This is a genomic window from Streptomyces sp. NPDC052023, assembly GCF_044548465.1.
Taxonomy (GTDB): domain Bacteria; phylum Actinomycetota; class Actinomycetes; order Streptomycetales; family Streptomycetaceae; genus Streptomyces.
The window spans coordinates 1-25118 of the sequence record NZ_JBIUBW010000017.1; the positions used below are offsets into that span (position 1 = coordinate 1).

Annotated in this window: 17 protein-coding genes; 9 read left to right on the top strand and 8 right to left on the bottom strand. The window is 70.7% G+C overall.

Annotation, left to right across the window (positions count from 1 at the left end; all coding sequences use genetic code 11):
• Positions 1-412 precede the first annotated feature (412 nt).
• Complete coding sequence (locus tag ACIHCM_RS27690) at positions 413-862, top strand: PTS glucose transporter subunit IIA (RefSeq protein WP_399901267.1); 450 nt, start codon at positions 413-415, stop codon at positions 860-862.
• Between the two features lie 78 nt (positions 863-940).
• A complete protein-coding gene (gene ptsP / locus ACIHCM_RS27695) occupies positions 941-2611 on the top strand; it encodes a phosphoenolpyruvate--protein phosphotransferase (protein ID WP_399901270.1) in 1671 nt (556 codons plus the stop codon).
• A gap of 81 nt (positions 2612-2692) precedes the next feature.
• On the opposite strand, the gene ACIHCM_RS27700 is transcribed toward ptsP, so the two are convergent.
• Positions 2693-3622 carry a hypothetical protein gene (locus ACIHCM_RS27700; RefSeq protein WP_399901273.1) on the bottom strand — a complete coding sequence of 310 codons (930 nt, stop codon included), beginning with the start codon at positions 3620-3622 and terminating at the stop codon, positions 2693-2695.
• Positions 3623-3809: 187 nt separating this feature from the next.
• Positions 3810-5777 (bottom strand): acetoacetate--CoA ligase, encoded by a 1968-nt coding sequence (locus ACIHCM_RS27705; protein WP_399901276.1) that lies wholly within the window; start codon positions 5775-5777, stop codon positions 3810-3812.
• A 212-nt stretch (positions 5778-5989) separates the two neighbouring features.
• Here ACIHCM_RS27705 and ACIHCM_RS27710 point away from each other — a divergent pair, with 212 nt between their 5' ends.
• Entirely contained in the window at positions 5990-8353 is a 2364-nt protein-coding gene (locus ACIHCM_RS27710) for a glycoside hydrolase family 31 protein (RefSeq protein ID WP_399901279.1), read from the top strand.
• A gap of 1 nt (position 8354) precedes the next feature.
• Here the strand turns inward: ACIHCM_RS27710 and ACIHCM_RS27715 are convergent, their stop codons facing one another.
• Entirely contained in the window at positions 8355-8891 is a 537-nt protein-coding gene (locus tag ACIHCM_RS27715; RefSeq protein WP_399901282.1) for an NUDIX domain-containing protein, read from the bottom strand.
• Between the two features lie 158 nt (positions 8892-9049).
• Between ACIHCM_RS27715 and ACIHCM_RS27720 the strand changes: the two genes are divergently transcribed.
• From ACIHCM_RS27720 to glpK, 5 genes are all read left to right on the top strand, one after another.
• On the top strand, positions 9050-9496 hold the full coding sequence (locus ACIHCM_RS27720) for a Zn-ribbon domain-containing OB-fold protein (protein WP_399901285.1): 447 nt from the start codon (positions 9050-9052) through the stop codon (positions 9494-9496).
• Complete coding sequence (locus ACIHCM_RS27725) at positions 9493-10683, top strand: lipid-transfer protein (protein ID WP_399901288.1); 1191 nt, start codon at positions 9493-9495, stop codon at positions 10681-10683. Before ACIHCM_RS27720 ends, ACIHCM_RS27725 begins: the two co-directional genes overlap by 4 nt.
• Before the next feature lie 225 nt (positions 10684-10908).
• Positions 10909-12564: a GGDEF domain-containing protein gene (locus ACIHCM_RS27730; RefSeq protein WP_399901291.1), complete on the top strand. Its 1656-nt coding sequence runs from the start codon at positions 10909-10911 to the stop codon at positions 12562-12564.
• A 729-nt stretch (positions 12565-13293) separates the two neighbouring features.
• Complete coding sequence (locus ACIHCM_RS27735) at positions 13294-13722, top strand: aquaporin (RefSeq protein WP_399901294.1); 429 nt, start codon at positions 13294-13296, stop codon at positions 13720-13722.
• Between the two features lie 21 nt (positions 13723-13743).
• Entirely contained in the window at positions 13744-15264 is a 1521-nt protein-coding gene (glpK, locus tag ACIHCM_RS27740; protein WP_399901297.1) for a glycerol kinase GlpK, read from the top strand.
• 84 nt (positions 15265-15348) lie between these two features.
• On the opposite strand, the gene ACIHCM_RS27745 is transcribed toward glpK, so the two are convergent.
• The 5 genes from ACIHCM_RS27745 to ACIHCM_RS27765 are packed head-to-tail and all read right to left on the bottom strand — an operon-like array spanning position 15349 to position 23529.
• The gene (locus tag ACIHCM_RS27745) at positions 15349-15954 is read right to left on the bottom strand and encodes a GTP-binding protein (protein ID WP_399901300.1); all 606 of its coding nucleotides are present in this window, start codon (positions 15952-15954) and stop codon (positions 15349-15351) included.
• Positions 15935-19582 carry a hydantoinase B/oxoprolinase family protein gene (locus tag ACIHCM_RS27750; RefSeq protein WP_399901303.1) on the bottom strand — a complete coding sequence of 1216 codons (3648 nt, stop codon included), beginning with the start codon at positions 19580-19582 and terminating at the stop codon, positions 15935-15937. Before ACIHCM_RS27750 ends, ACIHCM_RS27745 begins: the two co-directional genes overlap by 20 nt.
• A 24-nt stretch (positions 19583-19606) precedes the next feature.
• The gene (locus ACIHCM_RS27755) at positions 19607-20002 is read right to left on the bottom strand and encodes a DUF742 domain-containing protein (protein WP_399901306.1); all 396 of its coding nucleotides are present in this window, start codon (positions 20000-20002) and stop codon (positions 19607-19609) included.
• 9 nt (positions 20003-20011) lie between these two features.
• The gene (locus ACIHCM_RS27760) at positions 20012-20449 is read right to left on the bottom strand and encodes a roadblock/LC7 domain-containing protein (protein ID WP_399901308.1); all 438 of its coding nucleotides are present in this window, start codon (positions 20447-20449) and stop codon (positions 20012-20014) included.
• Positions 20446-23529 (bottom strand): nitrate- and nitrite sensing domain-containing protein, encoded by a 3084-nt coding sequence (locus tag ACIHCM_RS27765; RefSeq protein WP_399901311.1) that lies wholly within the window; start codon positions 23527-23529, stop codon positions 20446-20448. The genes ACIHCM_RS27760 and ACIHCM_RS27765 overlap by 4 nt, the downstream gene beginning before the upstream one ends.
• 418 nt (positions 23530-23947) lie before the next feature.
• Between ACIHCM_RS27765 and ACIHCM_RS27770 the strand changes: the two genes are divergently transcribed.
• Positions 23948-24577, top strand: coding sequence for a hypothetical protein (locus ACIHCM_RS27770; RefSeq protein ID WP_399901673.1), 630 nt, complete (start codon positions 23948-23950; stop codon positions 24575-24577).
• Positions 24578-25118: the final 541 nt, after the last annotated feature.

Below are 25118 nucleotides of genomic sequence, written 5' to 3' on the forward strand. Positions count from 1 at the left end.
TTTGGCACGCTGTTGAGTTCTCAAGGAACGGACGCTTCCTTTGTACTCACCCGAGATTCTCTCTCGCGGCTTTCCTCCGGGCGCTTCCCTTCGGTGTTTCCAAACTCTATCAGGCTTTTTTCGTCTCTCTGACCACCATTCTGCGGACATGCAGAAGGAGACCCGAGATAAGGTCTGACAAGTTGGGTGCTGCCGGGCAACGATGCGCGTTCGCATCACTCAGCCTCAAGCAGGAGTACGACTGTACAGGGGGCCACGGATCGCGCGCAAATCCATTAGGCTAGTGGTCTAGACCTCTAAAGGGAGCTCTCGGGCGAACCGGGACTTCCCATGACATACCCTGCTCAACAGTGGGCCGTCCGGGACAGGCAGTGACGGCTCATATATGAATCTCCACTCTGGGAGGCTTCCCATGACCACCGTGACGTCCCCGCTCGCCGGACGCGCCGTCGGACTGGCCGCTGTGCCGGATCCGGTCTTCTCCGGGGCCATGGTCGGCCCGGGTACCGCCATCGACCCCGTGCGTGAGCCTTCCGAGGCCGTCGCACCCGTGGACGGAGTCATCGTCTCCCTCCATCCACACGCCTTCGTTGTCGTGGACGCTGACGGACACGGTGTGCTCACCCACCTCGGCATCGACACCGTGCAGCTCAACGGCGAAGGCTTCGAACTGCTCGTGAACAAGGGCGATACCGTGACCCGTGGTCAGGGCATCGTGCGCTGGGACCCGACCGCCGTCGAGGCCGCCGGCAAGTCGCCGGTGTGCCCGATCGTGGCGCTGGAGGCCACGGCCGAGGCTCTCTCCGAACTCCGTGAGGACGGCGACGTCAAGGCGGGCGACAGTCTCTTCGCCTGGAAGTAACGGCAGGGTCGTCGTATGACGGCTGGTAGGACAATCACCGCGGCGGCGGGGTCCGCCGCACTATCGGAGACGGGTGAGATGGAGACAACGCTGCGAGGCGTCGGCGTGAGCCACGGGGTGGCGATCGGCGAGGTTCGGCACATGGGAACGGCGGTGCTCGAACCGCCTGCCAAGCAGATCCCGGCCGAGGAGGCTGGTCGCGAACAGGGGCGCGCCCGGCAAGCCGTGGAGGCGGTGGCGGCCGACCTCATGGCGCGTGGCAATCTGGCGGGGGGCGAGGCACAGGCGGTGCTCGAGGCGCAGGCCATGATGGCTCAGGACCCCGAGCTGATGGCGGACGTGGACCGGCGGATCGCCGTCGGCAGCACCGCGGAGCGCGCGGTGTACGACGCCTTCGCCGCGTACCGGGATCTGCTTGCCGGTGCCGGTGAGTACCTTGCCGGGCGTGTGGCCGACCTCGATGACGTGCGGAATCGTATCGTCGCACGCCTGCTCGGTGTGCCGATGCCGGGAGTGCCGGACAGCGACGAGCCCTACGTCCTGGTCGCACGTGACCTCGCGCCTGCGGACACGGCTCTGCTGGACCCCACTCTGGTCCTCGGTTTCGTCACCGAAGAGGGTGGGCCCACCAGCCACAGCGCGATCCTGGCGCGAGCGCTCGGCGTGCCGGCCGTGGTGGCGCTGCCGGGAGCCGGTGAGCTGGCCGAGGGCACGATGATCGCTGTGGACGGCAGCACCGGCGAGATCTTCGTTGATCCGACGGACGAGAAGAAGGCGCAGCTGGAAGCCTCAGCCGCTGAGCGCAAGGCCGCGCTGGCCGCGTCTACCGGGCCGGGGGCCACGTCCGACGGTCACAAGGTGCCGCTGCTCGCCAACATCGGCGGTCCTGCGGACATCGCGGCCGCGGTGGCGGCCGGTGCCGAGGGCGTGGGTCTGTTCCGCACGGAGTTCCTCTTCCTGGACGACAGCAAGACGGCGCCGGCCGAGGAGAAGCAGGTCGAGGCGTATCGGCAGGTCCTGGAAGCGTTCCCCGAGGGCCGGGTCGTCGTGCGAGTGCTGGACGCCGGTGCTGACAAGCCGCTGGACTTCCTGACGCCGGCCGACGAGCCGAACCCGGCGCTCGGTGTACGGGGTCTGCGGACGCTGCTGGACCACCCCGAGGTGCTGCGTACCCAGCTGACCGCGCTGGCGAAGGCGGCCGAGGGACTGCCGGTCTACCTCGAAGTGATGGCTCCGATGGTCGCGGACCGCACCGACGCCAAGGCGTTCGCGGACGCGTGCAGGGAGGCCGGGCTGCGGGCGAAGTTCGGCGCCATGGTGGAGATCCCGTCGGCTGCTCTTCGGGCACGTTCGATCTTGCAGGAGGTCGAGTTCCTGTCCCTGGGGACGAACGACCTCGCGCAGTACACCTTCGCCGCCGACCGTCAGGTGGGCGCGGTGTCCCGGCTTCAGGATCCGTGGCAGCCCGCGCTGCTCGACTTGGTCGCGCTGTCCGCCGAGTCGGCGAAGGCCGAGGGCAAGAGCTGTGGTGTCTGCGGGGAGGCCGCGTCCGATCCGCTGCTCGCGTGTGTGCTGGCCGGTCTGGGCGTCACCTCCCTCTCCATGGGTGCGGCGTCGATTCCCTATGTCCGGGCGACGCTGGCGAAGTACACGTTGGCGCAGTGCGAGCGGGCTGCGGCCGCCGCTCGCGCGGCCGACACCGCCGAGGAGGCGCGCCACGCGGCTCAGGCGGTGCTGTCCGGCGAGTAGGCGGCTTCGAACGGTTCGCCTTCCCGGGGCGCTCCACCCACCCGTGGGGCGCCCCCTTTGCTTGGTGGGGTGGGCGCATGGTCAGTGGCGATGCGCCGCCCCTGGCCCCTCCCCTCCTTCATCTCCGGCCTCTCCGCTCCGCGCGTCCGCTCCCAGGTCGGGCGGGGCGCAGTAGTCGACCCCTGACTCCGGGGAAATGAGCTCACCCGATTCGACATCGGTGCAATAGGCGTCGAAGACCTCACCGGCGGTCAGGGGTTCGAGGCCGCCTCCGCGCAGGCGCCAGCCGTAGACGCGGTCCGGCGCGCCGGGGGCGGTGGCTCGCGTCACCAGTCCACCGGGACTCCGGGTGGCGATGCCCAGCGCCAGGACCGTGGTGAACTCGAGAACCTCGGCCTCGTCCAGTTGTGTGGTGCCCTCGGTGTCCTGTTCCACGTGGAGGGCGGCGACAAGGGTTTCCGGTGTGCCGGAGACACTGCAGACCAGGTGCCGGCTGCCGGGTGGCGCCGTGTCGAGGATCCGGGCGAGCAGGTTCGAGGCCCGGGCGAAGGCTGTGCGGCCGATGTCCTCACCACAGGTTGCGCAGGCGCCGACGCGGGCAAGGAGTGTCGAGGCGTATTCCCAGGTCGCCTGCCGTACGGCTTCGTCCACGAGTACCGGGACGAGGTCGGCGAGTTCTTGGCCCTCGTAGGGGACGGTCGGTCCGGTGGCCGCCAGCTCGGCGGTGAAGCGCGCGCGGCTCGACGGGAGGTCGGGGTCGAGGCCCCGGCCTTCGCAGAAGTCCGCGTATTCCTGCGGGTCGAAGAGGGCGACGGTGGTGTGGCTGCCCTGCGCGGCGCGCTTTTTGAGCAGCGCCTCCACTTGCTCGAGGTAGGTTTCGTGGTCCTCGAACTGGAAGCTGCGGTAGCGCCGCATGGCCCGGAAGTCGTATTCGTCCGTGAGCAGGCCGATGGTGCCGGCGATCTCGCGGTGCAGGACGCTTCGCATGGTCGTGTGGTCGGTGTGAGCCATGTTTCCCCCTGAGCGCAGTCGATCAATGCTCACTCACAGTAATCGGAGGCACTGACAATGGGAGTTGCACCGGGTCTGCGGCGGGGAAAGTTGCACGTCAGGGCCCTATCGGCAAGCAGCGGCCTCGGATCTCGGCGTTGCGCTGGGTGAGTCCGAGGCCGTGCTTGGGGCTGATCGTGCGCCGGAGTCAGCTTCGCTTGCGGGCCAGGTCCTCGTAGAAGTGGAGCAGGTCGAGGTTGTCGATCGAGCCGGGGTTGACCGCCTTTTCCAGCGGGGTGCCCTGGAGCAGGCGTTTGACCGGGACCTCGATGCGCTTCCCGGTGAGGGTGTGTGGGACGCCGGGCACCTCGATGATCTCGTCGGGGATGTGGCGCGGGGAGAGGTGCTCGCGGATGGTCTGCTTGATGCGGTTCAGCAGTGTCTCGTCGAGGACGGCTCCCGGCGCCAGATGCACGAAGAGAGGCATCCAGTAGCCGCCGTCGGGCTGCTCGATGCCGATGACGAGGGACTCCTTGATCTCGGGCAGCCTTTCCACGGCCTCGTAGATGTCGGCCGATCCCATCCGCACGCCTTGCCGGTTGAGCGTGGAGTCGGAGCGGCCGTGGATGATCACGGATCCTCGGGATGTCACGGTGATCCAGTCGCCGTGGCGCCAGACACCTGGGTAGGTGTCGAAGTAGCTGTCGCGGTACCGGCCGCCGTCGGGGTCGTTCCAGAAGTAGATGGGCATGGACGGCATCGGGTTGGTGACGACGAGCTCACCGACCTCGTCGGTCACGGGGTTGCCGCTCGGGTCCCAGGACTGCAGGTCTGTGCCGAGTCCGGGGGCCTGGAGTTCGCCGATGTGCACGGGCAGGGTGGGCACTGCTCCGGCGAAGCAGGAGCACACGTCCGTGCCGCCGCTGACGGAGGCGATCCACAGATCGTCTCGTACCTCGTCGTGGAGCCAGCGGAAGCCGTCCGGTGGGAGGGGCGAGCCGGTGGTGGCCACGCACCGCACGCGCGCGAGGTCGTGGTCCCGGCCCGGGTGGATGTCCGCCTTGCGGCAGGCCATGACATACGCGGCGGAGGTGCCGTAGAGGGTGGCCCCCGTGCGTTCGGCGATGCTCCATTGGGCGCCGGTGCCGGGGTAGCCGGGGCTGCCGTCGTAGAGGACGACCGTGGTGCCCGTCAGCAGGCCGGAGACGAGGAAGTTCCACATCATCCAGCCGGTGGAGGTGTACCAGAAGAAGCGGTCCTCCGGGCCCAGGTCGCAGTGCAGGCCGAGCTGCTTGAGGTGCTCGACGAGGATGCCGCCCTGGGACTGGACGATGGCCTTGGGGAGGCCGGTCGTGCCGGAGGAGTACAGCACCCAGAGCGGATGGTCGAAGGGCACCTGTTCGAACGCGGGTTCCGTGGTCGCCTTCGTCAGGGCCGACCACTCCACGGCGCCTTCCGGGGCGGCGGTGCCGAGGAGCGGGATGTGGACGACCGCGCGCAGGGTGGGCAGTTCGCGGCGCAGTTCGGCCACGGTGTCGCGGCGATCGTGTTCCTTGCCGCCGTAGCGGTAGCCGTCGACGGTGAACAGGACGACCGGTTCCACCTGCTGGAAGCGGTCGAGGACGCTGCGCGCGCCGAAGTCGGGGGCGCAGGACGTCCAGACGCCGCCCACGGCGGCGGTGGCGAGGAGCGCGACGACGGCTTCGGGGATGTTCGGCAGGTAGCCGCTGACGCGGTCTCCCGGGCGTACGCCGAGGGCGCGTAGTTCGGCAGCCAGTGAGCCGACCTGGCGGCGGAGTTCGGACCACGTGACCGGACGTGGCTCCTGGGTTTCGTCGACGCACAGGAGGGCCGGTTCGTCCGGGCGGTTCGCGGCCGCTCGCAGGGCGTGCTCGGCGTAGTTCAGGGTCGCGCCGGGGAACCACTGCGCACCGGGCATCGCCCGGTCCGCCAGCACGCGCGCGTAGGGCGTCGAGAACCGCACGCCGAACCACTCCGTGACGGCCTTCCAAAATGTGTCCAGCTCTTCGACCGACCAGCGGTGCAGCGCGGCGTAGCCGCCCTCGCTCGGGGCGCCGTGGTGTTCGGCCGCCCACGCCTGGAACCTGGTGATCTGGGCCTGGGCGATGCGTTCCGGATCTGGCTGCCAGAGCGGCTGGGGGTTCACGGTCGACATGGGCGGCTCCCGGACTGTGCGCGTCGTGTGCGTCGCTCGCGCACGTGCTGGGGTGTGCGCGTGACGCGGCTGACACGGACGATGCCATGTGATCGACTTCTGCACCAGGGTGCCGCCCACATAGTCCGTGTCGTGAAGATGTGGCTCTGGCACGGGTGAACGGCAGTTGAACGGCACACGCAAATACGCGGGTCAGTGGCAAGGTGAGCAGCATGGACGGTCGTGACCTGGTGCGTTCGATGAAGGCGGTCGGTTTCGTGGGGGCGGCACAAGGGTTGCGTACCGTACGTGCGGCGTGGCGCAGGCGCCGTGCGGACGCCGTCGGCCTGCCCACGCGGGGGGCGGAACGCGCGCGGGTGCCCGGGCAGGTGCGGGAGGCGACGCCCGGCCCTGGTGGTGGCGTTCTGCGGTTCAGCCGCTCCGAGCTGCGGATCACCGTCGCGGTGAACGGGGCCGTCTTCTGGGGCTGGGACGGTGCGGGGCCCGAGCCGTCGTACGCGCTCGCGGGCCGCTGTCCGGAGCCTGATCCCCGGGCGGTGCTGGAGCCGGACAAGGACGGCGGCTGGCGGGTCGTGGCGGAACGGGTCACGGTCGTGGTGTCCCGAAACGGCGCCGTCGAGGTGCGTACCCCTGGTGGCGTCACGCTGCGCCGGGATCTGCCGCCGCGGTGGTGGGAGCCGGTGGAGGGCGGACCGGCCCGCTGGATGCAGCGTTCCGAGGTGGCCTCGGACGCGCGCTTCTTCGGACTCGGCGGGCGGTCCTCGGGGCCCCGGCTGCGGGACGGCGCGTACCGGCTGTGGAACACCGACCAGGGGCGCGCCTTCGTGCCCGGCGACGATCCCCTGTACATCACGATGCCGGTGCAGCTGGTGGTGGCCGACGCGGGCACGCATCTGGTGTTCCACGACAGCTCGTGGGACGGCACGGTGACCTTGCGGGAGGGCGAGGAGGGTGCGGGCTCCGGCCACGACCGGGCGGGCACCTGTGAAGTGCGCATGGACGGGGGTCCGCTGCGTTGCTGGGTCATAGTGGGCGCCCCCGCGCGCGTGCTGCTCGCTTGGGCCTCCCTCACCGGAGCGCCGGCGCTGCCACCGGCGTGGGCGCTCGGACACCACCACGCGCGCTGGGGGTTCGGCAGCGCTCAGGAGGTGCGGCGGATCGTCACGGGGTATCGGGAGCGGGGTCTGCCGCTCGACGCGGTGCATCTGGACATCGATCACTACGACGCCCATCAGGTGTTCACCGTGGACCAGGAACGGTTCCCCGGGCTGCCGGCGCTCGCCGAGGAGCTGCGCCGGGAGGGCATCCGGCTGGTGTCGATCGTCGACCCCGCGGTGAAGGCCGAAGCGGGCAACGAGGTGTACGACAGCGGCGTGGCCGACGATGCCTTCGTGCGGGACGGGTCGGGACAGTTGGTGCACGGTGTGGTGTGGCCCGGGGAGGTCGTGTACCCGGACTTCACGCACGCGCGCGTGCGCAAGTGGTGGGGTGGCCTCTACGAGGAGCGGCTGACGCAGGGCTTCTCGGGGTTCTGGCACGACATGAACGAGCCGACGTCGTTCGCCGCGTTCGGTGAGATGACGCTGCCGCGGTCGGCACGGCACGACCTGGAGGGCCGGGGCGGCGACCATCGCGAGGCGCACAACGTGTACGCGCTGTGCATGGCCAGGGCGGGTTACGAAGGGCTGCGTGAGCTGGCGCCGCGGCAGCGGCCGTTCTTGTTCTCGCGGTCCGGATGGGTCGGCATGCAGCGCTACGGCGGCAGCTGGTCCGGGGACGTCGCCACCGGCTGGCCGGGACTGCGCGCGTCGCTCTCGCTGGTCATGGGGCTGGGGCTGTGTGGGGTGCCGTACTCCGGACCGGATGTGGGCGGCTTCGACGGAAGCCCCTCTGCGGAGCTGTATCTGCGCTGGTTCCAGCTCGGCGCGTATCTGCCGCTGTTCCGCACGCACGCGAGCCTGCGGGCGGGGCGCAGGGAGCCGTGGGAGTTCGGTGCGGAGGTACTGGAGCACGCGCGCGTGGCGCTGCTCGAACGCCGTCGGTTGCTGCCGTACTTCGTGACGCTGGCGCATCTGGCACGCCGCACCGGGGCGCCGTATGTGCGGCCGGTGTGGTGGGGTTCGCCCGAGGACCGGGCGCTGCGTGACTGCGAGGACGCCTTCCTGCTGGGCGACTGTCTCCTGGTGGCGCCCGTGCTCGACCCCGGCGCGGACCGGCGTGCGGTGCGGCTGCCGCGGGGCCGTTGGTACGACATCGCCACCGAGCAGGTGTACGAGGGCCCGGCTCAGGTTCTTGTCGACGCCCCGTTGTCGCGGATCCCGGTACTCGCGCGCGCGGGTGCGGTGATTCCCACGCGCGGCACGGATGGTGGGCTGGAACTGGAGGTATGGGCTCCGGCCCCGGGGCGGACCGGCGCCGGGCAGGTGGTGCGGGATGCCGGGGAGGGGTGGGAGGAACCCGGGATCGAGCGCTACCTCGCGCGCTGGGAAGGCGGGCGGGTGGCCGTGGAGCGGGAGGGGAAGGGCGGCGAGGAACCGCCCCACCCGGTGCGGGTGCGCGGGCTCGGCGAGCGCTGATTCAGAGGTACCGGCCCTCGAACCAGGCCTTCACGGCGAGCGTGTGCAGCGGGAAGGCGAGTTCCTCGGGCCGGCGCAGAAGGTGCCAGCCCTCCGTCTCGTCCGTGGTGGTGGGCTCGGGCAGGCGGTCGGCGGGGCGTTCGGGAAGGGCGCCGAACAGCAGCAGATGACCGTCGGGGGAGCTCATCGCGTCGACGAGCCGGACGTCGCGGCTCGGGGCCTTGATGCCGGTCTCCTCCCTGAGCTCGCGGACGAGTGCCTGCCGCCAGTCCTCACGGTCGTCGAGATAACCGCCGGGCAGTGCGATGCCCCCGCGCGCGGGCGGGACGGTTCGGGTGATCACGACCAGAGCGGTGCCCTGGGTGTCGTACACAGGCTGAAGTGCGACCGCGACCGGCAGCGGATTGCGGTAGGCGGCCGTGCCGCACGCCGGGCAGGTGCGGGGCCAGCCGGAGACGCCTTCTCCGTAGGGCGATCCGCAGCTCGAACAGTGGGAGCCCGGCGCGGAGTTGGGGACGGAGTGCTGAGTTTCGGACACGCGGCGGACTGTAGCGGATCATGCCTGGAGCGTCTCCTCCCGGGTGGCTGATCAGCACCTGCCAGGCTTTCACCGCACGTCCCGACGCAGCCCATACCGCTTCCTCGGGTCGGCTGGCACACTCTGACACATCGTCAGTTATCGTGCCGGGAGGGATCTTGTCGCGTAAACGAAAGCCCGCGGTCGATGATTGGTTCACCGGTGACGGCGACGACTTCCGCCTCCTGGGCACGCGGTGCTCGGACTGCGCCGCGATCTTCTTCCCTCGCGAGGACGTCCACTGCCGCAACCCTCTGTGCGCCGGTGGCGATCTGGAGGAACTGCGCCTGTCACGGCGGGGGCGCATCTGGTCGTACACGGACAGCCGGTATCGGCCTCCGTCACCCTACGTGACCGATCCGGAACTTCCATGGGAGCCGTACGCGTTGATCGCTGTGGAGCTGGAGTCCGAGCGGATGGTGGTGCTGGGGCAGGCGGCTCCCGGAGTCACCGTCGCCGATCTGACGGTGGGCATGGAGGTGGAGGTCGTTCCCGGCGTGCTGCACGAGGACGCGGAGACGACCTGGACGACGTGGCACTGGCGGCCGACGGGGGTGACGACATGACCGCAGATGTGGCGGTCCTGGGGGCGGGGATGCACCCATGGGGCAAGTGGGGGCGGGGTTTCGTCGAGTACGGGGCGGCGGCGGCACGCGCGGCGCTCGCCGAGGCCGGGCTGGAGTGGCGGCAAGTTGGTTCCATCGTCGGCGCGGACACCGTGCGTGGTGGCTACCCCGGCTATGTGGCAGGGGCGAGCTTCGCCAAGGCCCTGGGCTGGCAGGGAGCGCGGGTCACCAGCGTGTACGCGGCGTGCGCCTCGGGGGCTCAGGCCATCAGCACCGCGCGGGCACAGATCCTCGCGGGTCTCGCGGACGTGGTGCTCGTGGTGGGTGCCGACGCCACGCCCAAGGGCTTCTTCCGGCCCGCGGGGGGTGACCGGCCGGACGATCCGGACTGGTTGCGGTTCCGGGTGCTCGGAGCGACCAATCCGACGTACTTCGGGCTGTACGCCCGGCGGCGGATGGCCGTCCATGGGGACACCCTGGAGGACTTCGCCCAGGTCAAGGTGAAGAACGCGGCTTTCGGCGTGCTGAATGCCAACGCGCGCTATCGCAAGCACGTCACGGCGCAAGAGGTCGCCGCCTCACCGGTGGTCGCCGATCCACTGCGGCTCCTCGACATCTGCGCGACGTCGGACGGAGGGGCGGCCGTGGTGCTGTCCAGCCTGGAGTTCGCGCGTCGGCACGGGGTGGCGAAACCGGTGCGGATCCGGGCGGTGTCCACGGTGACGCCCCGCTACCCCAGTGCCGTCCTGGACCTGCCGGACATCGCCACGGACTCCGCGGTGGCGGTGGAGCCCGCCGCCGAGACGTTCCGGGCGTCGATCGCCCGCGCCGCCTACGAGGAGGCGGGCGTCGGGCCCGAGGACCTGTCCCTCGCCGAGGTGTACGACCTGTCAACGGCGCTGGAGTTGCAGTGGTACGAGGACCTGGGGCTGTGTGGAGAGGGCGAGGGCGCGAAGCTGCTGCGGGACGGCGAAACGGCACCCGGCGGGCGCATACCAGTCAACCCGAGCGGTGGACTTGCGTCCTTCGGAGAGGCCGTCCCGGCCCAGGCGATCGCTCAGGTCTGCGAGGTGGCATGGCAGTTGCGGGGGCGGGCGGGAGATCGGCAGGTTGCGGGGACACGTGTGGGGATCACCGCCAACCAGGGCCTGTTCGGGCACGGGTCCGCGGTGATCGCGGTGCGGTGAGGAACGACTCGTCCACCGGGAGAGCGGACCGGCCGGTGCGTGCGCGGGGCGGGGATGGGACACGTGGCTCCCCGCACCACGGTCGCCACCGTCACATCGCTGATGACGCCTCGTCACACAGCATCTGTGCAGTCCGTGGGTACGCTGTGTGATCGCCCCGGAATCCCGCGTGAACGTCTCATGAACTGGGCCTCAGCGCTCTCCAATGGCGCCCATCATGCTCCCGTGCGCTCCTGGTCGGACACTCTCCGCTTCGCTTTCCAACCGGTGGTCAATCTGTCCACCGGAGGGGTCGCGGCACTGGAGATACTCGCCCGCCCGGAGGCCGGCGACATCCTGGCCGAGGCGCGTCGGGATCCCGAACTCGACGGCCGGTTGGCCGTCTTGGCCGTCCGTGCGGCGGTTCGCCAGGAGTCGATGCTGCCGCTGCACGTCAACGTCTTCGCCGGGACGCTCGCGGACCTCGGCGGGCTGACCTCGTTGCACGCCGCCGTGTGTGCGGCGGGCCGCATGCCCTGGGAGGTGACGATCGACGTCGGTCCGCCGTACACGCATGTGCCGCACCAGGCGCTGCTGGAAGCGGTGGCCGCGCTGCGGGAGCAGGGCTTCCGGATCAGCGCCGACGGCGTCGGGGACGGAGATGTGCCCCTGCGGCTGCTCACGGATCTCGGGCCCGACCTGGTGAAGCTCGACGCGTCACTGCTGGCCAGGCCTGCCGCGGTGCGTGCGATGCGGACGCTGTGCGACGAGCTGCGGGCGCTGCTGTGCGTGGAGGGCGTGGAGACCGAACTGCATTTCGCGGCAGCGTTGTCGGCAGGAGCGCAGCTGGCGCAAGGGGAGCTGTTCGCGCCGCCGGCCAGGCTGCCGGCCACGGATGTGTACGTTCCACCCCGCTCCCCCGACGTCGGGGCGTCGTCGCCGTCGGGACCGCTGGTGCGGGAGTTCGTGCGGCCGGCCGCGCTGCTGCCCGCGAATGCGTCCGCGGCCCAGGTGCGGGCGCTGCTGACCGGGTCGCCGGATGTGTCCGGGGTGCTGCTCGTGGACCGGGACGGGGTGCCCGTGCGGTCCGTGCACCGCTCACGCTTCCTGCTGTCCATGTCGGGCCGCTACGGGCACGCGCTGTACGCCGACCGGCCCGCCGCCAAGCTCGGCGATCCACCACGCATCGTGGGCGTCGACGCCACCGCCTGGGAGGTGCTGGAGGTGGTCGCGGACGGCGGGCGGGACCGTACGTCGGACGATGTGGCCGTCGTCGACGCCTACGGGCGGTGTGTGGGCGTCGTACGACTGGCGGATCTGGTCCGGGCACTGGCCGAGACACGTGTCGAGGAGGCGGCCGGGCTCAATCCGCTGACACGGCTGCCCGGCTCGGACGCGATCACCGGTGAGGTGGACCGGCGTATCGCGGGAGGCCGGTCCTTCGCCCTGAGCTGGCTGGATGTCGACCACTTCAAGCAGGTGAACGACGGTGCCGGGTTCGCGGCGGGTGATGAGCTGATCCGGTCGGTGGGGCGAGCGCTGCAGATCGCGGCATCCGGGAACACCCGGGTGGGCCACATCGGCGGCGACGACTTCCTGGTCCTCGGGGATCCGGAGGGGCTTGATCCGCTCGCCGCCTCGGTCCTGGACATGCCGTGGTCTGCGGGTGGCCTGCCGGTGACGCTGTCCCTCGCCACCGTGCTGTGCCCGCCGGGCAGCGTCACGGATCACCGGGAGGCGGCGGCCTGCCTCGCGCCCCTGAAGAGGGCCGCGAAGGCGCTGAGGGGGGCGAGCTGGGTGCTGGGCCACCCGGGTCTGCCCGGCCACGAGATCCTGCGTGGCCGGGCAGACCAGGCGCCGAGCGAGGCCGGGTGCGCCGTTGGGGAGCCCGGCAGAGGCTGAGGGGAGCTGCGGGGGGAGGTGCGGCTCCCTCCCGAGCGGCACGGCGTCACCTGCGGGTGCGGGCACGCCCTGGGCAGCCCGGCGCCGCTGTCCGTGCGGGCACGCGAAAGGCAGCCCGGCGCCGCCTGTCAGTGGGGGCACTGCCCCGGGCAACCGGCGCCTCCTGTCGGTGCGGCCACCAGCAGACCCGCCCGACGCACCAAGGGCGAGCGGCCACGACCGGCCCCGCCCGCCCCCGCAAGCAGGAGGAGCGGCCACGACCAGACCCGACCACCGCCGCAAACCGGAGCGACAACCACCAGACCGACCGCTCCCACAAAGCGGAGCGCCCAGCACCACGCCGCCCCACCGCCGCAAACGGCCACCACCACACCCGCCCAGCGCCGTCGTACGTGTGCTCGCACCGCGGTGGCGCGGGCCAGCGCGCCGGAGCGGGAGTGAGCCGTGAATGGGTGCCGTCGGCGACCTTGACGCCCCCTGAGCGCCGGTGAACACTTCGGGTGTCAGCCGACATCGCCCTGCATTCTCGGCGCATTCCGGCGCGGAGCCGTAAGGGCGTGCGCGCCGGGGCCCGCTCCCTCGGCCGGGTCGGCTGCGACGGCACGCTCGTCACGGACGCCGGCGGGGCGCGGGACCCTCCCAGGCTCCGGCTGATCGGCACGGGAGCAACGCGACGCACCTGCACGGAGGACCGGGCCGAGCGCCCCGTCCACGGGCCTAGGAGCCGCCATGAGCAGCGGAGACATCTTCGTCGGCGAAGTCATCGGCACCGCGATCCTGACCCTTTTCGGCGCCGGTATGTGCGCGGCTGTGACGCTCAGGCAGGTGAAAGCCAGTGGACATCTCCGTCCGGCTGTCACGTTCGGTATCGCCTCCGACACCGGCAGATGGGGCAGGGTCCGGGGCTGCCTGCCCGGGCAGCTCATCGGAACGACCGCGCTGATCGTCTCGCTGCTGGTCGACCGCATCGGCCTCTCCCCCGGCGGGCCGGCCGGTTGTGCGATCAACCCGGCTCGCGACCTGCGGTCACGCATCGTGCGCGCCTTCCTGCCGATCCCGGACAAGAACACCCCCGACTGGGGCTACGCGTGGATTCCGGTCGTAGGGCCACTCGTGGGACGAGCGCTCGCCGGCCCTACCTACAGCACAGCTGTCTGAACCGAGCCCAAGGGGAAAGCCATGACGAACAACGCCGAGAAGTACGTGGCCGCGATCGACCAGGGCACCACGTCAAGCCGCTGCATCATTTTCGACCGGAACGGCGCGATCGTCGCCGTGGATCAGCGAGAGCACCGGCAGATCTTCCCCAAACCCGGCTGGGTCGAGCACGACGCGACCGAGATCTGGTCGAAGGTGCAGGCGGTTGTCGCCGGGGCGATCGCCAAAGCGGGGCTGCGGGCCGACCAGCTGAGCGCGCTCGGCATCACCAACCAGCGTGAGACGACGGTGCTCTGGGACCGCGCCACAGGAAAGCCGGTGCACAACGCCATCGTGTGGCAGGACACCCGCACCGCCGCCCTGTGCAGCGAACTGGGCGGCTCGGACGGCCAGGACCGTTTCCGTGAGCAGACGGGTCTGCCGCTGGCCAGCTATTTCTCCGGGCCCAAGGCGGCCTGGCTGCTGGACAACGTACCCGGTCTCAGGGCCCGCGCCGAACAGGGTGAGATCGCCTTCGGCACGATCGACTCCTGGCTGATCTGGAACCTCACCGGCGGCACCGACGGCGGCCGGCACGTCACCGACGTCACCAACGCCGGGCGCACCATGCTGATGAACCTGGAGACCCTCCAATGGGACCCTTCCATCCTCTCCGCGATGAATGTGCCCGAGTCCGTACTGCCCGAGATCAGGTCCTCGGCCGAGGTCTACGGCACGGCCGTGGGCCAGCTCGCGGGCGTGCCCGTGGCGTCCGCGCTGGGCGACCAGCAGGCAGCCGTGTTCGGGCAGGCGTGCTACGACGTGGGGTCGGCCAAGAACACGTACGGCACGGGCAGTTTCCTGTTGCTGAACACCGGCAGCCGGCCGGTGCCGTCCAAGAGCGGGCTGCTGACGACGATGGGCTACAAGATCGGCAGTGAGGCACCGGTCTACTGCCTGGAGGGGTCCATCGCGATAACGGGCGCGCTAGTGCAGTGGTTCCGCGATCAGCTCGGCATCATCCGTACCGCCGACGAGATCGAGACACTGGCGGCGAGTGTCGACGACAACGGCGGCGCCTACATCGTGCCCGCGTTCTCGGGCCTGTTCGCGCCGTACTGGCGATCCGACGCGCGCGGGGTGGTCGCCGGGCTGACCCGCTACGTCACCAAGGGGCACCTCGCGCGTGCTGTGCTCGAGGCGACGAGCTGGCAGACGCGCGAGGTCGTCGACGCCATGTACCAGGACTCGGGCGTGCACATCAGCACCCTGAAGGTGGACGGCGGCATGACGAAGAACAACCTCCTGATGCAGCACCAGGCAGACGTCCTCGGCGTGCCCGTGATCCGCCCCAAGGTGTCCGAGACGACGTGTCTGGGCGCGGCCTACGCGGCCGGGCTCGCGACGGGCGTGTGGAACGACCTCGACGAGCTCAAGGCGCACTGGCAGAAGGACGCGGAGTGGACGCCGGCCATGGAGGCGTCGGTGCGTGATCGCGAGTACCACAACTGGCGCAAGGCGGTGGAGAAGAGCTTCGGCTGGTTGGAGGACGGCGACAGCTAGGCACGCGCGCGTGGGTGGGTGCCGCCGCATCCATGGGCAGCGGCCCGTACCCCGGTCGGCGGGGGTACGGGCCGCGCGCGTCCGTCAGGTCGCCACGGCCTGGCGGCGCTCCGCCGCCAGAGCCATGGCGTGCTGGACGACGCCGATCAGGACGTCCTTGACCGACTCCCGGTCACGGGCGTCGCACAGCACCAGGGGCACGCCTTCGTCCAGGTCGAGGGCCTGCCGTACGTCCTCCACCGGATAACGGTCCGCGCCTTCGAAGCAGTTGACGCCGACGACGAACGGTATGGAGCGCCGCTCGAAGTAGTCGACGGCGGCGAAACAGTCCTCCAGCCTGCGGGTGTCGGCGAGTACGACGGCGCCGAGCGCGCCCTCGGAGAGCTCGTCCCACATGAACCAGAACCGCTGCTGACCGGGTGTGCCGAAGAGGTAGAGGACGAGGTCCTCGCGCAGTGTGATGCGGCCGAAGTCCATGGCCACCGTCGTGGTGAGCTTGCCTTCCACGCCGCTGGTGTCGTCGACCGGACGCCCGGCTTCGGTGAGCAGTTCCTCGGTGCGTAGCGGCCGGATCTCGCTGACCGCGCCGACGAGGGTGGTCTTGCCCACCCCGAAGCCGCCGGCCACCAGGATCTTGAGCGTGACGGGCTCGACCGGGGGCTTGCCGCGCTCAGATCGCCCGAAGATCATCGATCTCTTCTCCTGCTTGATGGGGGTCGGGGGGCGGTGGCCCGTAGCCTCCGCCGCCGGGGGTCTCGATGACGAGCACGTCGCCGGGTCCGACGTCCGTGGCGTCGCTGCCGCCGAGTGTGGTGATCGTGCCGTCCGCGCGCTCGACGCGGTTGGCGCCCAGGGCACCGGGCTCGCCGCCTGCCATGCCGTACGGGGGAACCCTGCGGTGCTGGGAGAGCGTGGAGACGGTCATCGGCTCGTGGAACCGGATTCGGCGGACGGCGCCGTCCCCGCCGCGCCACCGCCCCGCACCGCCGCTGCCCCGCCGGACCGCGAACTCCTCCAGCTGGACGGGCAGGCGCCACTCCAGGACCTCGGGGTCGGTCAACCGGGAATTGGTCATGTGGGTCTGCACGACGCTCGCGCCGGGGAAGCCGTCGCCCGCTCCGGATCCGGAGGCCAGGGTCTCGTAGTACTGGTGGCGCTCGTTGCCGAAGGTGACGTTGTTCATCGTTCCGGAGCCCTCCGCCTGCACCCCGAGCGCGGCGTAGAGGGCGCCGGTGATGGCCTGGGAGGTCTCCACGTTGCCGGCGACGACGGCGGCGGGCGGCGCGGGCGAGAGCATCGAGCCCGACGGCACGATGATGCGGATCGGGCGCAGGCAGCCGTCGTTGAGGGGGATGTCGTCGTCGACCAGCGTGCGGAAGACGTACAGGACGGCCGCGTTGACCACCGAGTACGGCGCATTGAAGTTGCTGTCCAGCTGCGGTGACGTACCGGTGAAGTCCACCGTGGCGGAGCGGTTTCCGCGGTCCACGCGCACGCGTACGCGAATCACGGCGCCCGAGTCGGTGTCGTAGGCGTACTCACCGTCGTCGAGGGCGTCGATGACGCGGCGCACCGCTTCCTCCGCGTTGTCCTGGACGTGCCGCATGTACGCCTGGACGACATCGAGGCCGAAGTCCTCCATCATCCTGGTGACTTCCTCGACGCCCTTGTGGTTGGCGGCGATCTGGGCACGCAGGTCGGCGAGGTTGGTCGTGGGGTTGCGCGAAGGGTGAGGCGCCTCGGTGAGCAGACGGTGCGTCTCCTCCTCCCGGAAGCGGCCGTTCTCGACGAGCAGCCAGTTGTCGAAGAGGACGCCCTCCTGCTCGATGGTGCGGCTGCCCGCGGGCATGGAGCCCGGGGCGATGCCACCGATCTCCGCGTGATGGCCGCGGGAAGCGACATAGAAAAGGATCTGGTCACCCTCCGTGTCCGGCGGCTTTCCGGTGTCGAAGACCGGGGTGATCACGGTGACATCGGGGAGATGGGTGCCGCCGTGGTACGGGTCGTTGACGGCGTAGGTGTCCCCCGGCCGCATGCCGGTGCCCCGCCGCCGGATGACCTCTTTGACGCTGGTCCCCATGGATCCCAGGTGGACGGGGATGTGTGGGGCATTGGCCACGAGGTTTCCGTCCGGGTCGAACAGGGCGCAGGAGAAGTCCAGGCGTTCCTTGATGTTGACGGACTGCGCCGTGGATTCGAGGCGGGCGCCCATCTGCTCGGCGATGGACATGAACAGGTTGTTGAAGACCTCGAGGCGAACCGGATCAGCTTTCGTGTCCAGTTCGGAACTCTCTGTAATCGCCGCGCGTTCCATGACCAGATGCCCGTCGTCGGTCGCCGCGGCCCGCCAGCCGTCGTCCACGACGGTCGTCGCGCCGGCCTCGGTGATGATCGCGGGCCCGGTGACGGCGTCGCCCGGGGGCAGGTCCTCGCGGCGGTGAAGGGGTACGTCGCGCCAGGCGCCGCCGCTGTGGAGGCGGACGGTGTGAGGGGCGGCGGGGCGGCCCGCGCGGGCGGCCTCGTAGGGAGCGAGAGCGGAGAGATCGGGGGGTTCGGTGATGCCGGTGGCTTCCACGGAGAGGGCTTCGACGACGACCGGGCGGTCCAGGGTGAAGGAGTACGTGGCGCGATGACATGCCTCGAAGGCCTGCTTCATGGTGTCGGGCCCGGTGAGTTCGACGGTGAGCGTCGTATCGGTGCCGTCGTAGCGGAGCTGGGCGCGCCGGGTGACCTCGATGCGGTCCTCGGGGATGTCCTCGGCGAGGAGTTCGGCGCGCGCCGCGGACTCCAGGTCGTCGGCCGTCTTGGTGACGCCGGGCATGGAGGCGGCTTCCAATGGTGCTTCGACGGACTGTTCCCGCATGGCGGTCGTGTCGGCGAGCCCGATGCCGAGCGCGGAGAGCACACCGGCCATGGGAGGTACCAGGACGGTGCGGATGCCCAACAGGTCGGCCACCATGCACGCGTGCTGCCCGCCCGCACCGCCGAAGGTGGTCAGGGCGTAGCGGGTGACGTCATGGCCCTTCTGCACGGAGATCCGTTTGACGGCGTTGGCGATGTTGGCGACGGCGATCTGCAGGTAGCCCTCGGCGACCTGCTCGGGCGTGCGGTCGTCGCCGGTCCGCTCGCGGATCTCGCGCGCGAGGTCGGCGAAGCGCTCGCGGACGAAGGGCGCGTCGAGGGGCTGGTCGCCGTCGGTGCCGAACACGTGGGGGAAGTGATCGGGTGGGATGCGGCCGAGCATGACGTTGGCGTCGGTGACGGCGAGGGGGCCGCCCGCGCGGTAGCAGGCGGGGCCGGGGTCCGCGCCCGCAGAGTCCGGCCCTACGCGGTAGCGGGAGCCGTCGAAGTGGAGGATCGAGCCGCCGCCGGCCGCGACGGTGTGGATGTCCAGCATGGGCGCACGCAGCCGTACACCGGCGATCTGAGTGGTGAAGACGCGTTCGTAGGCCCCGGCGAAGTGGGACACGTCGGTGGAGGTGCCGCCCATGTCGAAGCCGATGACGCGGTCGAAGCCGGCCAGCTGCGACATGCGCGCCATGCCGACGATGCCGCCCGCCGGCCCCGACAGGATGGCGTCCTTGCCGCGGAACTGCCCCGCTTCGGCAAGGCCTCCGTTGGATTGCATGAACATGAGCCGGACGCCTTCGAGCTCGTCGGCGACGTGCCGTACGTAGCGGCGCAGCACCGGCGACAGGTAGGCGTCGACGACGGCGGTGTCTCCGCGCGGGACGAGTTTCATCAGGGGGCTGACCTCGCTGGACAGCGAGATCTGGGGGAAGCCGATGCGATCGGCCAGCTCCCCGATCGCCTGCTCGTGGGCGGGGTGCAGGTGGCTGTGCATGCAGACCACGGCGACGGCGCGGATTCCGTCGTCGTAGGCCCGGCGGAGGGGCTCGGCGAGGGCCTCCAGGTCGGGCGCGGTCCGTACGGTGCCGTCGGGGGCGATGCGCTCGTCGACCTCGACGACCCGTTCGTAGAGCAGCTCGGGAAGCTCGATGCGGCGGGCGAAGATCCGCGGGCGGTTCTGGTAGGCGATCCGCAGGGCGTCACGGAAGCCGCGTGTGATCACGAGAAGTGTTCGCTCGCCCTTGCGCTCCAGGAGCGCGTTGGTGGCGACCGTGGTCCCCATGCGCACCGCTTCGATGGCGTCCCCGGAGCCGGAGAGGAGTTCGCGTACGCCGGCGACGGCCGCGTCGGAGTACCGTGCCGGATTGTCGGACAGCAGCTTGTGGATCATCAGCCGTCCGTCCGGGCGCCGCGCGACGATGTCGGTGAAGGTGCCGCCCCGGTCGACCCAGAACTGCCAGCCTGTCACGTCTCCACCTCGCTTCCGCGCTGGTCACAGCGCCCGGAGGCCGTTGATGACGTCGCGCAGGACACTCTCGTCCGGCAGCTCGGCCGGAGGCACCGGCCGTGTCACATGAACGAGTTCCGCGTCCGTCAGGTCTCCTACGAGTACCCGCACCACACCGATGGGCAGGTCCAGCCCGGCTGCGAGTTCGGCGACCGACTGCGGCATGTCACGGCACATCTCGACTATGTCCACGTGTTCGGGGGACAGGGTCGTGTCCGTCTCCGGGTCGTCCACATGGGGCTCCGTGACGACCACCGCGATCAGGTCGAGGCGGTGCTGGGCCGCATGGCTGGTGCGGCCCCGCGTCATGGCGTAAGGACGGACGACCGGTCCTGCTTCGTCGTCGAACCAGTGGCTTCTTGCCTGACCGTCTGCGCTCATGCCATCCCACTACCCGCCCGAGGGCAGATCGGTGCGCGGAGCAGTGCCGAGATGCACGCCGACCCGCTTCACGAGGAGCGTCATCTCGTAGGCGACCTGGCCGACGTCCGAGTCGGCATCGGACAGAACGGCGAGGCAGCTGCCGTCACCGGCGGCCGTGACGAACAGGAAGGCATCGTCCAGTTCCACGACCGTCTGGCGGACGCTGCCCGCCTCGAAGTGCCGGCCCACGCCCTTGGCGAGGCTGTGGAACCCGGAGGCGACGGCGGCCAGATGCTCGCCGTCCTCCCGGGTGAGGTCCTTGGAGACTCCCGTCGCCAGACCGTCGCCGGAGAGTACGACGGCCTTGCGAATGCTCGCGACGCGGTCCACCAGGTCGTCGAGGAGCCAGTTGAGCTCGCCGGACTTACCGTTCGCGGTGTGGCCGGTCGCCTTCGGTGCGGTCATCGACCGTCCCCCTTTGTCGTTCCCTGTGGTGCTGTGCCGCGCGGGGCGTCGTCCCCCGCGGCGTTCTCCTGGCGGCCGCGCTGCCAGCCGCGCTGGAGCGAGGCCATACGGCTGCGGACCTCGTCGGCGTCCCGTTCCACGGGCGCCGCCCGGTCCTCGGTACGGCGGCCCGGGTCCTGCTTCAGCTGGGGCGCCAGGTTGGCCTGGCGGACGCGGCGGGGCAGGGCGCCACTGCCTGCCGCCTCGGACCCGGGCTCGCCGGGGCTCGGGCGCCCTGGGGTGCCGTCCTGGCCGGGACCATGGTCCTGTGGCTCGCCGGCATCGCTGATCCGGCGTAGCGCGGATTCGGCCCCCTGGGGACTGCGCCCGGCTGCCGGGGTGCGGGTGGCGGTGTCGTCGGGGAGGGGGCTGGGCCGCCCCCGGAAGGCCGTCGCCTCCGCGGAACCCGTCGCCTCCGCGGAACCCGTCGCCTCCGCGGAACCCGTCGCCTCTACGGAACCCCTTGTCGCAGAGGCGTCCCTGGCCTCCGACGGGTCCCGTGGGTCGGACAGGTCAGGCGCCTTGGAACTGCCACCCAGGATCGTGGCTGGGCCCTCGAAGGGCTCGCCGGTGTCGCGCTTCGCGGACTCCTCCGGGTCGCCGAGGTGGCCGGCGGATCCTGCGGCACGGCCGAGGGATGAGCCGCCACGGCGGCGGGTCGGCAGGGGCGGGGTGCGGTCCTGCTCGGGGCGCCGCGGGCCGGGGCCGGTCGCGTGCTCCTCGTCTGCTTCCGGGCGCCGGAAGCGCTGCTCGGTGACCGGCCGACCGTGCGAGCTGACCAGCTTGGGTGCGCGGCGCCGGGGCAGTGGCACCGGGGGGTTGACATGATCGTCGACCTCGGTGCGCTCAGGTATGCCACGGGCCTCGGACCTGGACGCCATGTCCCCGTCGGCAGGGGTGAGGCCGCGGCGCGGGCGGAACAGGCCCCCGCGTTCGCTCTCCTCACCGTCGAGTGCGCCCGGGAAGTCGCCGATGACGTCAAGGTCTACGGGGCCCTCCAACTCGACCGGCCCATCCAGCAACGCGGCAGGCAGTCCGGGCAGTTGAACCGGCGCCTGGGAGAGCGCCGTCCTGCGGCTCTCCTCGAGCTCGGACTCCCTGGAGGGGCGCGGACGGTCCAGACGGAAGCCGACGCCGTTGGTGTCCGGTACCTCGTCCGTCAGCAGCGAGTCGGGGATGAAGACGACGGCCGTGGTGCCGCCGTACGGGGAGGGCTGCAGCGAGACCCGGACGTTCTGCCGCTGGGCGAGTCGGCTGACCACGAAGAGCCCGAGCCGGTCGGTGTCGGACAGCTCGAACTCCGGGGTCTCGGCAAGCCGGAGGTTGGCGTCCAGCAGGGCCTCGGCCGCCATGCCGAGACCTCGGTCGTGGATCTCCAGGGTGAAGCCGTTGGCCACGCGCTCGCCCAGGACCTGGACTGCCGTGTGCGGCGGGGAGAACACGGTGGCGTTCTCCAGGAGTTCGGCCACGAGGTGGGTGAGGTCGGCGACCGCCGGGCCGGTGACAGCGATGCGGGGCAGGCGGCGGACCTCGATGCGTTCGTAGTCCTCGACCTCGGCGACGGCGGCCCGGACGACGTCCATCAGCTGGACGGGCTTGCGCCACTGCCGGGAGGGCGCGGCGCCGGAGAGAATCACCAGGCCCTCGGCGTGCCGCCGCATACGCGTCGTGAGGTGGTCGAGTCGGAAGAGGTCGGCGAGTTCCTCGGTGTCCTCGGTCCGGCGCTCCATCGTGTCGAGCAGGGTGAGCTGCTTGTGCAGGAGCACCTGGCTACGGCGAGCGAGGTTCACGAAGACCTCGGACACGCCGGCACGGAGTTCGGCCTGCTTGACGGCGGCTTCGACGGCGGCGCGCTGCAGGGTGTTGAGAGCCTGGCCGACCTCGCCGATCTCGTTCCTGTCGAACTCCAAGCGCGGGACCTCGGTCTCCACATCGACCTGCTCACCCACGGACAGGCGGCGCATCACGCTGGGGAGCCGGACGCCGGAGGCCTCGTGGGCTTCGAGACGAAGCTGGCGCAGGTCGCGTATGAGTTCCCGGCCGATGCGTATGGAAACGATGAGCGAGAGCAGCACGGCGACCAGGCCGAGGACACCGGCCACCACCGCCTTGACGATGATGCCGGTGGCGATCGGGCGGACGCGGTCCTGGTAGCGGTCTGCCGCCTCGTCGTCGAGGTGTCCGAGTTCGTCGAGCACGTTCCCGGCCGTGGTGTCCCACGTCTGCGCCGAGACGCCGCCTGCGTCACCCGAGGACGAGGCCACCGCGGACTCCTCGGCCACGCGCAGTGGCGTGGTGGCGGCGTTCTTCCAGAAGCGCTCGTACCGCTCGCGTTCCGAGCTGGGCAGCATCGGCAGGCTGGCGTCGTAGAGGACGTTCCGCTGAGCCACGAGGTCGGAGATGTCACGCATCTCGGCGCGGGAGAGCTTGCCGACGACCAGGGAGGAGCCGAGGAGGGCGTCCTCACGGGAGAGAAGCTCACGGGCCCGGACCACGTTGACGAGCGCGCGGTACTGAGTGTCCATCTCCACGTTGTCGACGACGTGGAGGTCGCCGAGGAGGACGAAACACGGGTCGACCAGGCGGTTGTAGAGGTCGAGGGCCTGGGAGCGGTTGACCGTGCCGTCCTCCACGCTCTGACGCAGGGACTCGATGCCGTCGAACGCGTCCAGGACGGCGGTCAGCCGCTCGCCCATGGTCTCCCCGAGGTCGTCACGCACCTCCGCATCGGCGGCGTTCCTGCGAACCGTGGCGACGGCTGCGTCGGTGGCGGCGCGGCTGCGTCGGAGCGCGGCGAGCCCGTCGGAGGCTCGCGGGTCGGCGAGATAGACCAGGGTCTGGCGTCGTTCCTGCTGAAGGACCCGGACGGTGTCCTCGGCCGGATAGCCGATCTTCTCGACGACCGACGCAGCGCTGAACAGCTGTGCCGCCTCGCGGCCCGTGAGTACCGTGGCGAACGCCCAGATCGCGCTCAGGGCCAGCAACGGCACGAGAAGCAGCGCCACGATCTTCCGGCGGATGGACTTCCCGCGAAAGCGCATGGCCTCCCCCAGCTCGACCCCCCACCGGCAGGGGGTACACATGTGCGTCAACAAACGGCGCGAGCCTACTACCGACGCACCCGTAACTCGAAGACGGTTCCGGAGGGCAAGCTTCCGGGCGCCTGCCGGGCAGGGGGAGTTGTCCGTTCATTGCAGGAGATTGCCGCCCCCGATCCAGCGCCCCCGGTGAAGCGGGATCCGATCGGCAAGTCTGGGTGTTTGGCCGGAATTTTTCGTGCGTTGGGAATCTTCGAGGCGCACCGTTCGTCCTTCTCTACAGGAAATGGGGGCGGAATCGGCCACAGGAGCCGCGTCCTGTACCCGGGCGGCGTAAAACAGCGCAAGCCGGGCAGCCAATGGGGAGTCGGGTCTTCGGACCGGGGCAATGGGTCTGCTGGCGGTGGGGAGTGACACGGTGATGGGCACGGCGGAGCGGCAAGGGGCACCCGCGAAGGGTTCAGTCGCACAAGTGACGGCGCAGCGGGGCGCCGAGGCACCGGATCACGATATTCGGACGGGCGGACCGGCGGTGCTGGAGAGGGACCTGACGACGGAGCAGACAGAGCAGCGCGGAGGGCAGGCCGGGACCGGGGGAACGGCGGCATACGCGAGCGCGGCCCGGCCCTCGGAGGGGAGCACCTCTCAAGGGCGGCCCGGTTACCGGCCCTTGTGGATCGAGGAGCCCGCCAAGCGGCGTCGGCTGCCGGACCCGGTGCGGACGGCGGCCGTGCGAGCGGTGCTCATCGTCGCCGTGACGCTGATACAGGCGATGGTGGCTTTCCTGTGCACCCTCGCCGGCTCCTGGCTCGCGTTTCCGATGGTGCTCAGCAGCATCGCCAGCACCGTCGCGGCCACGTGGAGTGTGCTCGACGTGTGGGTCACACGTCAGGTCTGGAATCAGCGCAACGGGGTGGTGTCGATGCCGAGCAGCACGGCACGGGCGCTGCGGCGCGAACGCCGCCGGGCCAGGCGCCAGGCACGGGCAGCCGAGCGGACGCAGGAGCGGATACACGGGCGGGGTGGCGCTGGGCAGTTGTCGCACCCCTGAGCCATCGGATCGGCAGGTCGGGTCAGGTCGGCAAGGCCGACCGGGACAGCTGGTCGGCCTTGCGGGTGCCGGGGCTCTGTGAGGACGCCGCGCTCTCCCCGCCGGCCCCGCGGTCCCGTTCACGCCGGGCCCCATGAACGGCCGCGCACGGTTCACTGCGAGAACGGCGGTCGTGCGTCCTTGTCGCTCGTAGAACGCGAGGAGTCCACTCCCCGTCGGCACCTCGGGGTCGCCCTCGACAGCGCGCACCGTATCGGCGTCCCGGTCGTGGCTGGCGTGCCGTGTTGGGGGGCGCCGATGCCGCTGCGCACGACGTCGGCGCGGTGCGGTCGTGGTGGGTGCGACGCCGTTTACGGCTCCGTGGGGGCGCGGGCCGGTCGTGCCGGTGACAGCGCCGTGCAGCGCGGGCCGGTCGTGCGGTTGACGGCCCCGTGCGGCGCGGGCCGGTCATGCCGGTGAGGGCGCACTGCGGTGCGGGCCGGCCGCTCCGGCAAGGCTGCCTCCGCGGCGCATGCCGGTGGCGCCGCGAGGGGGCGATCGC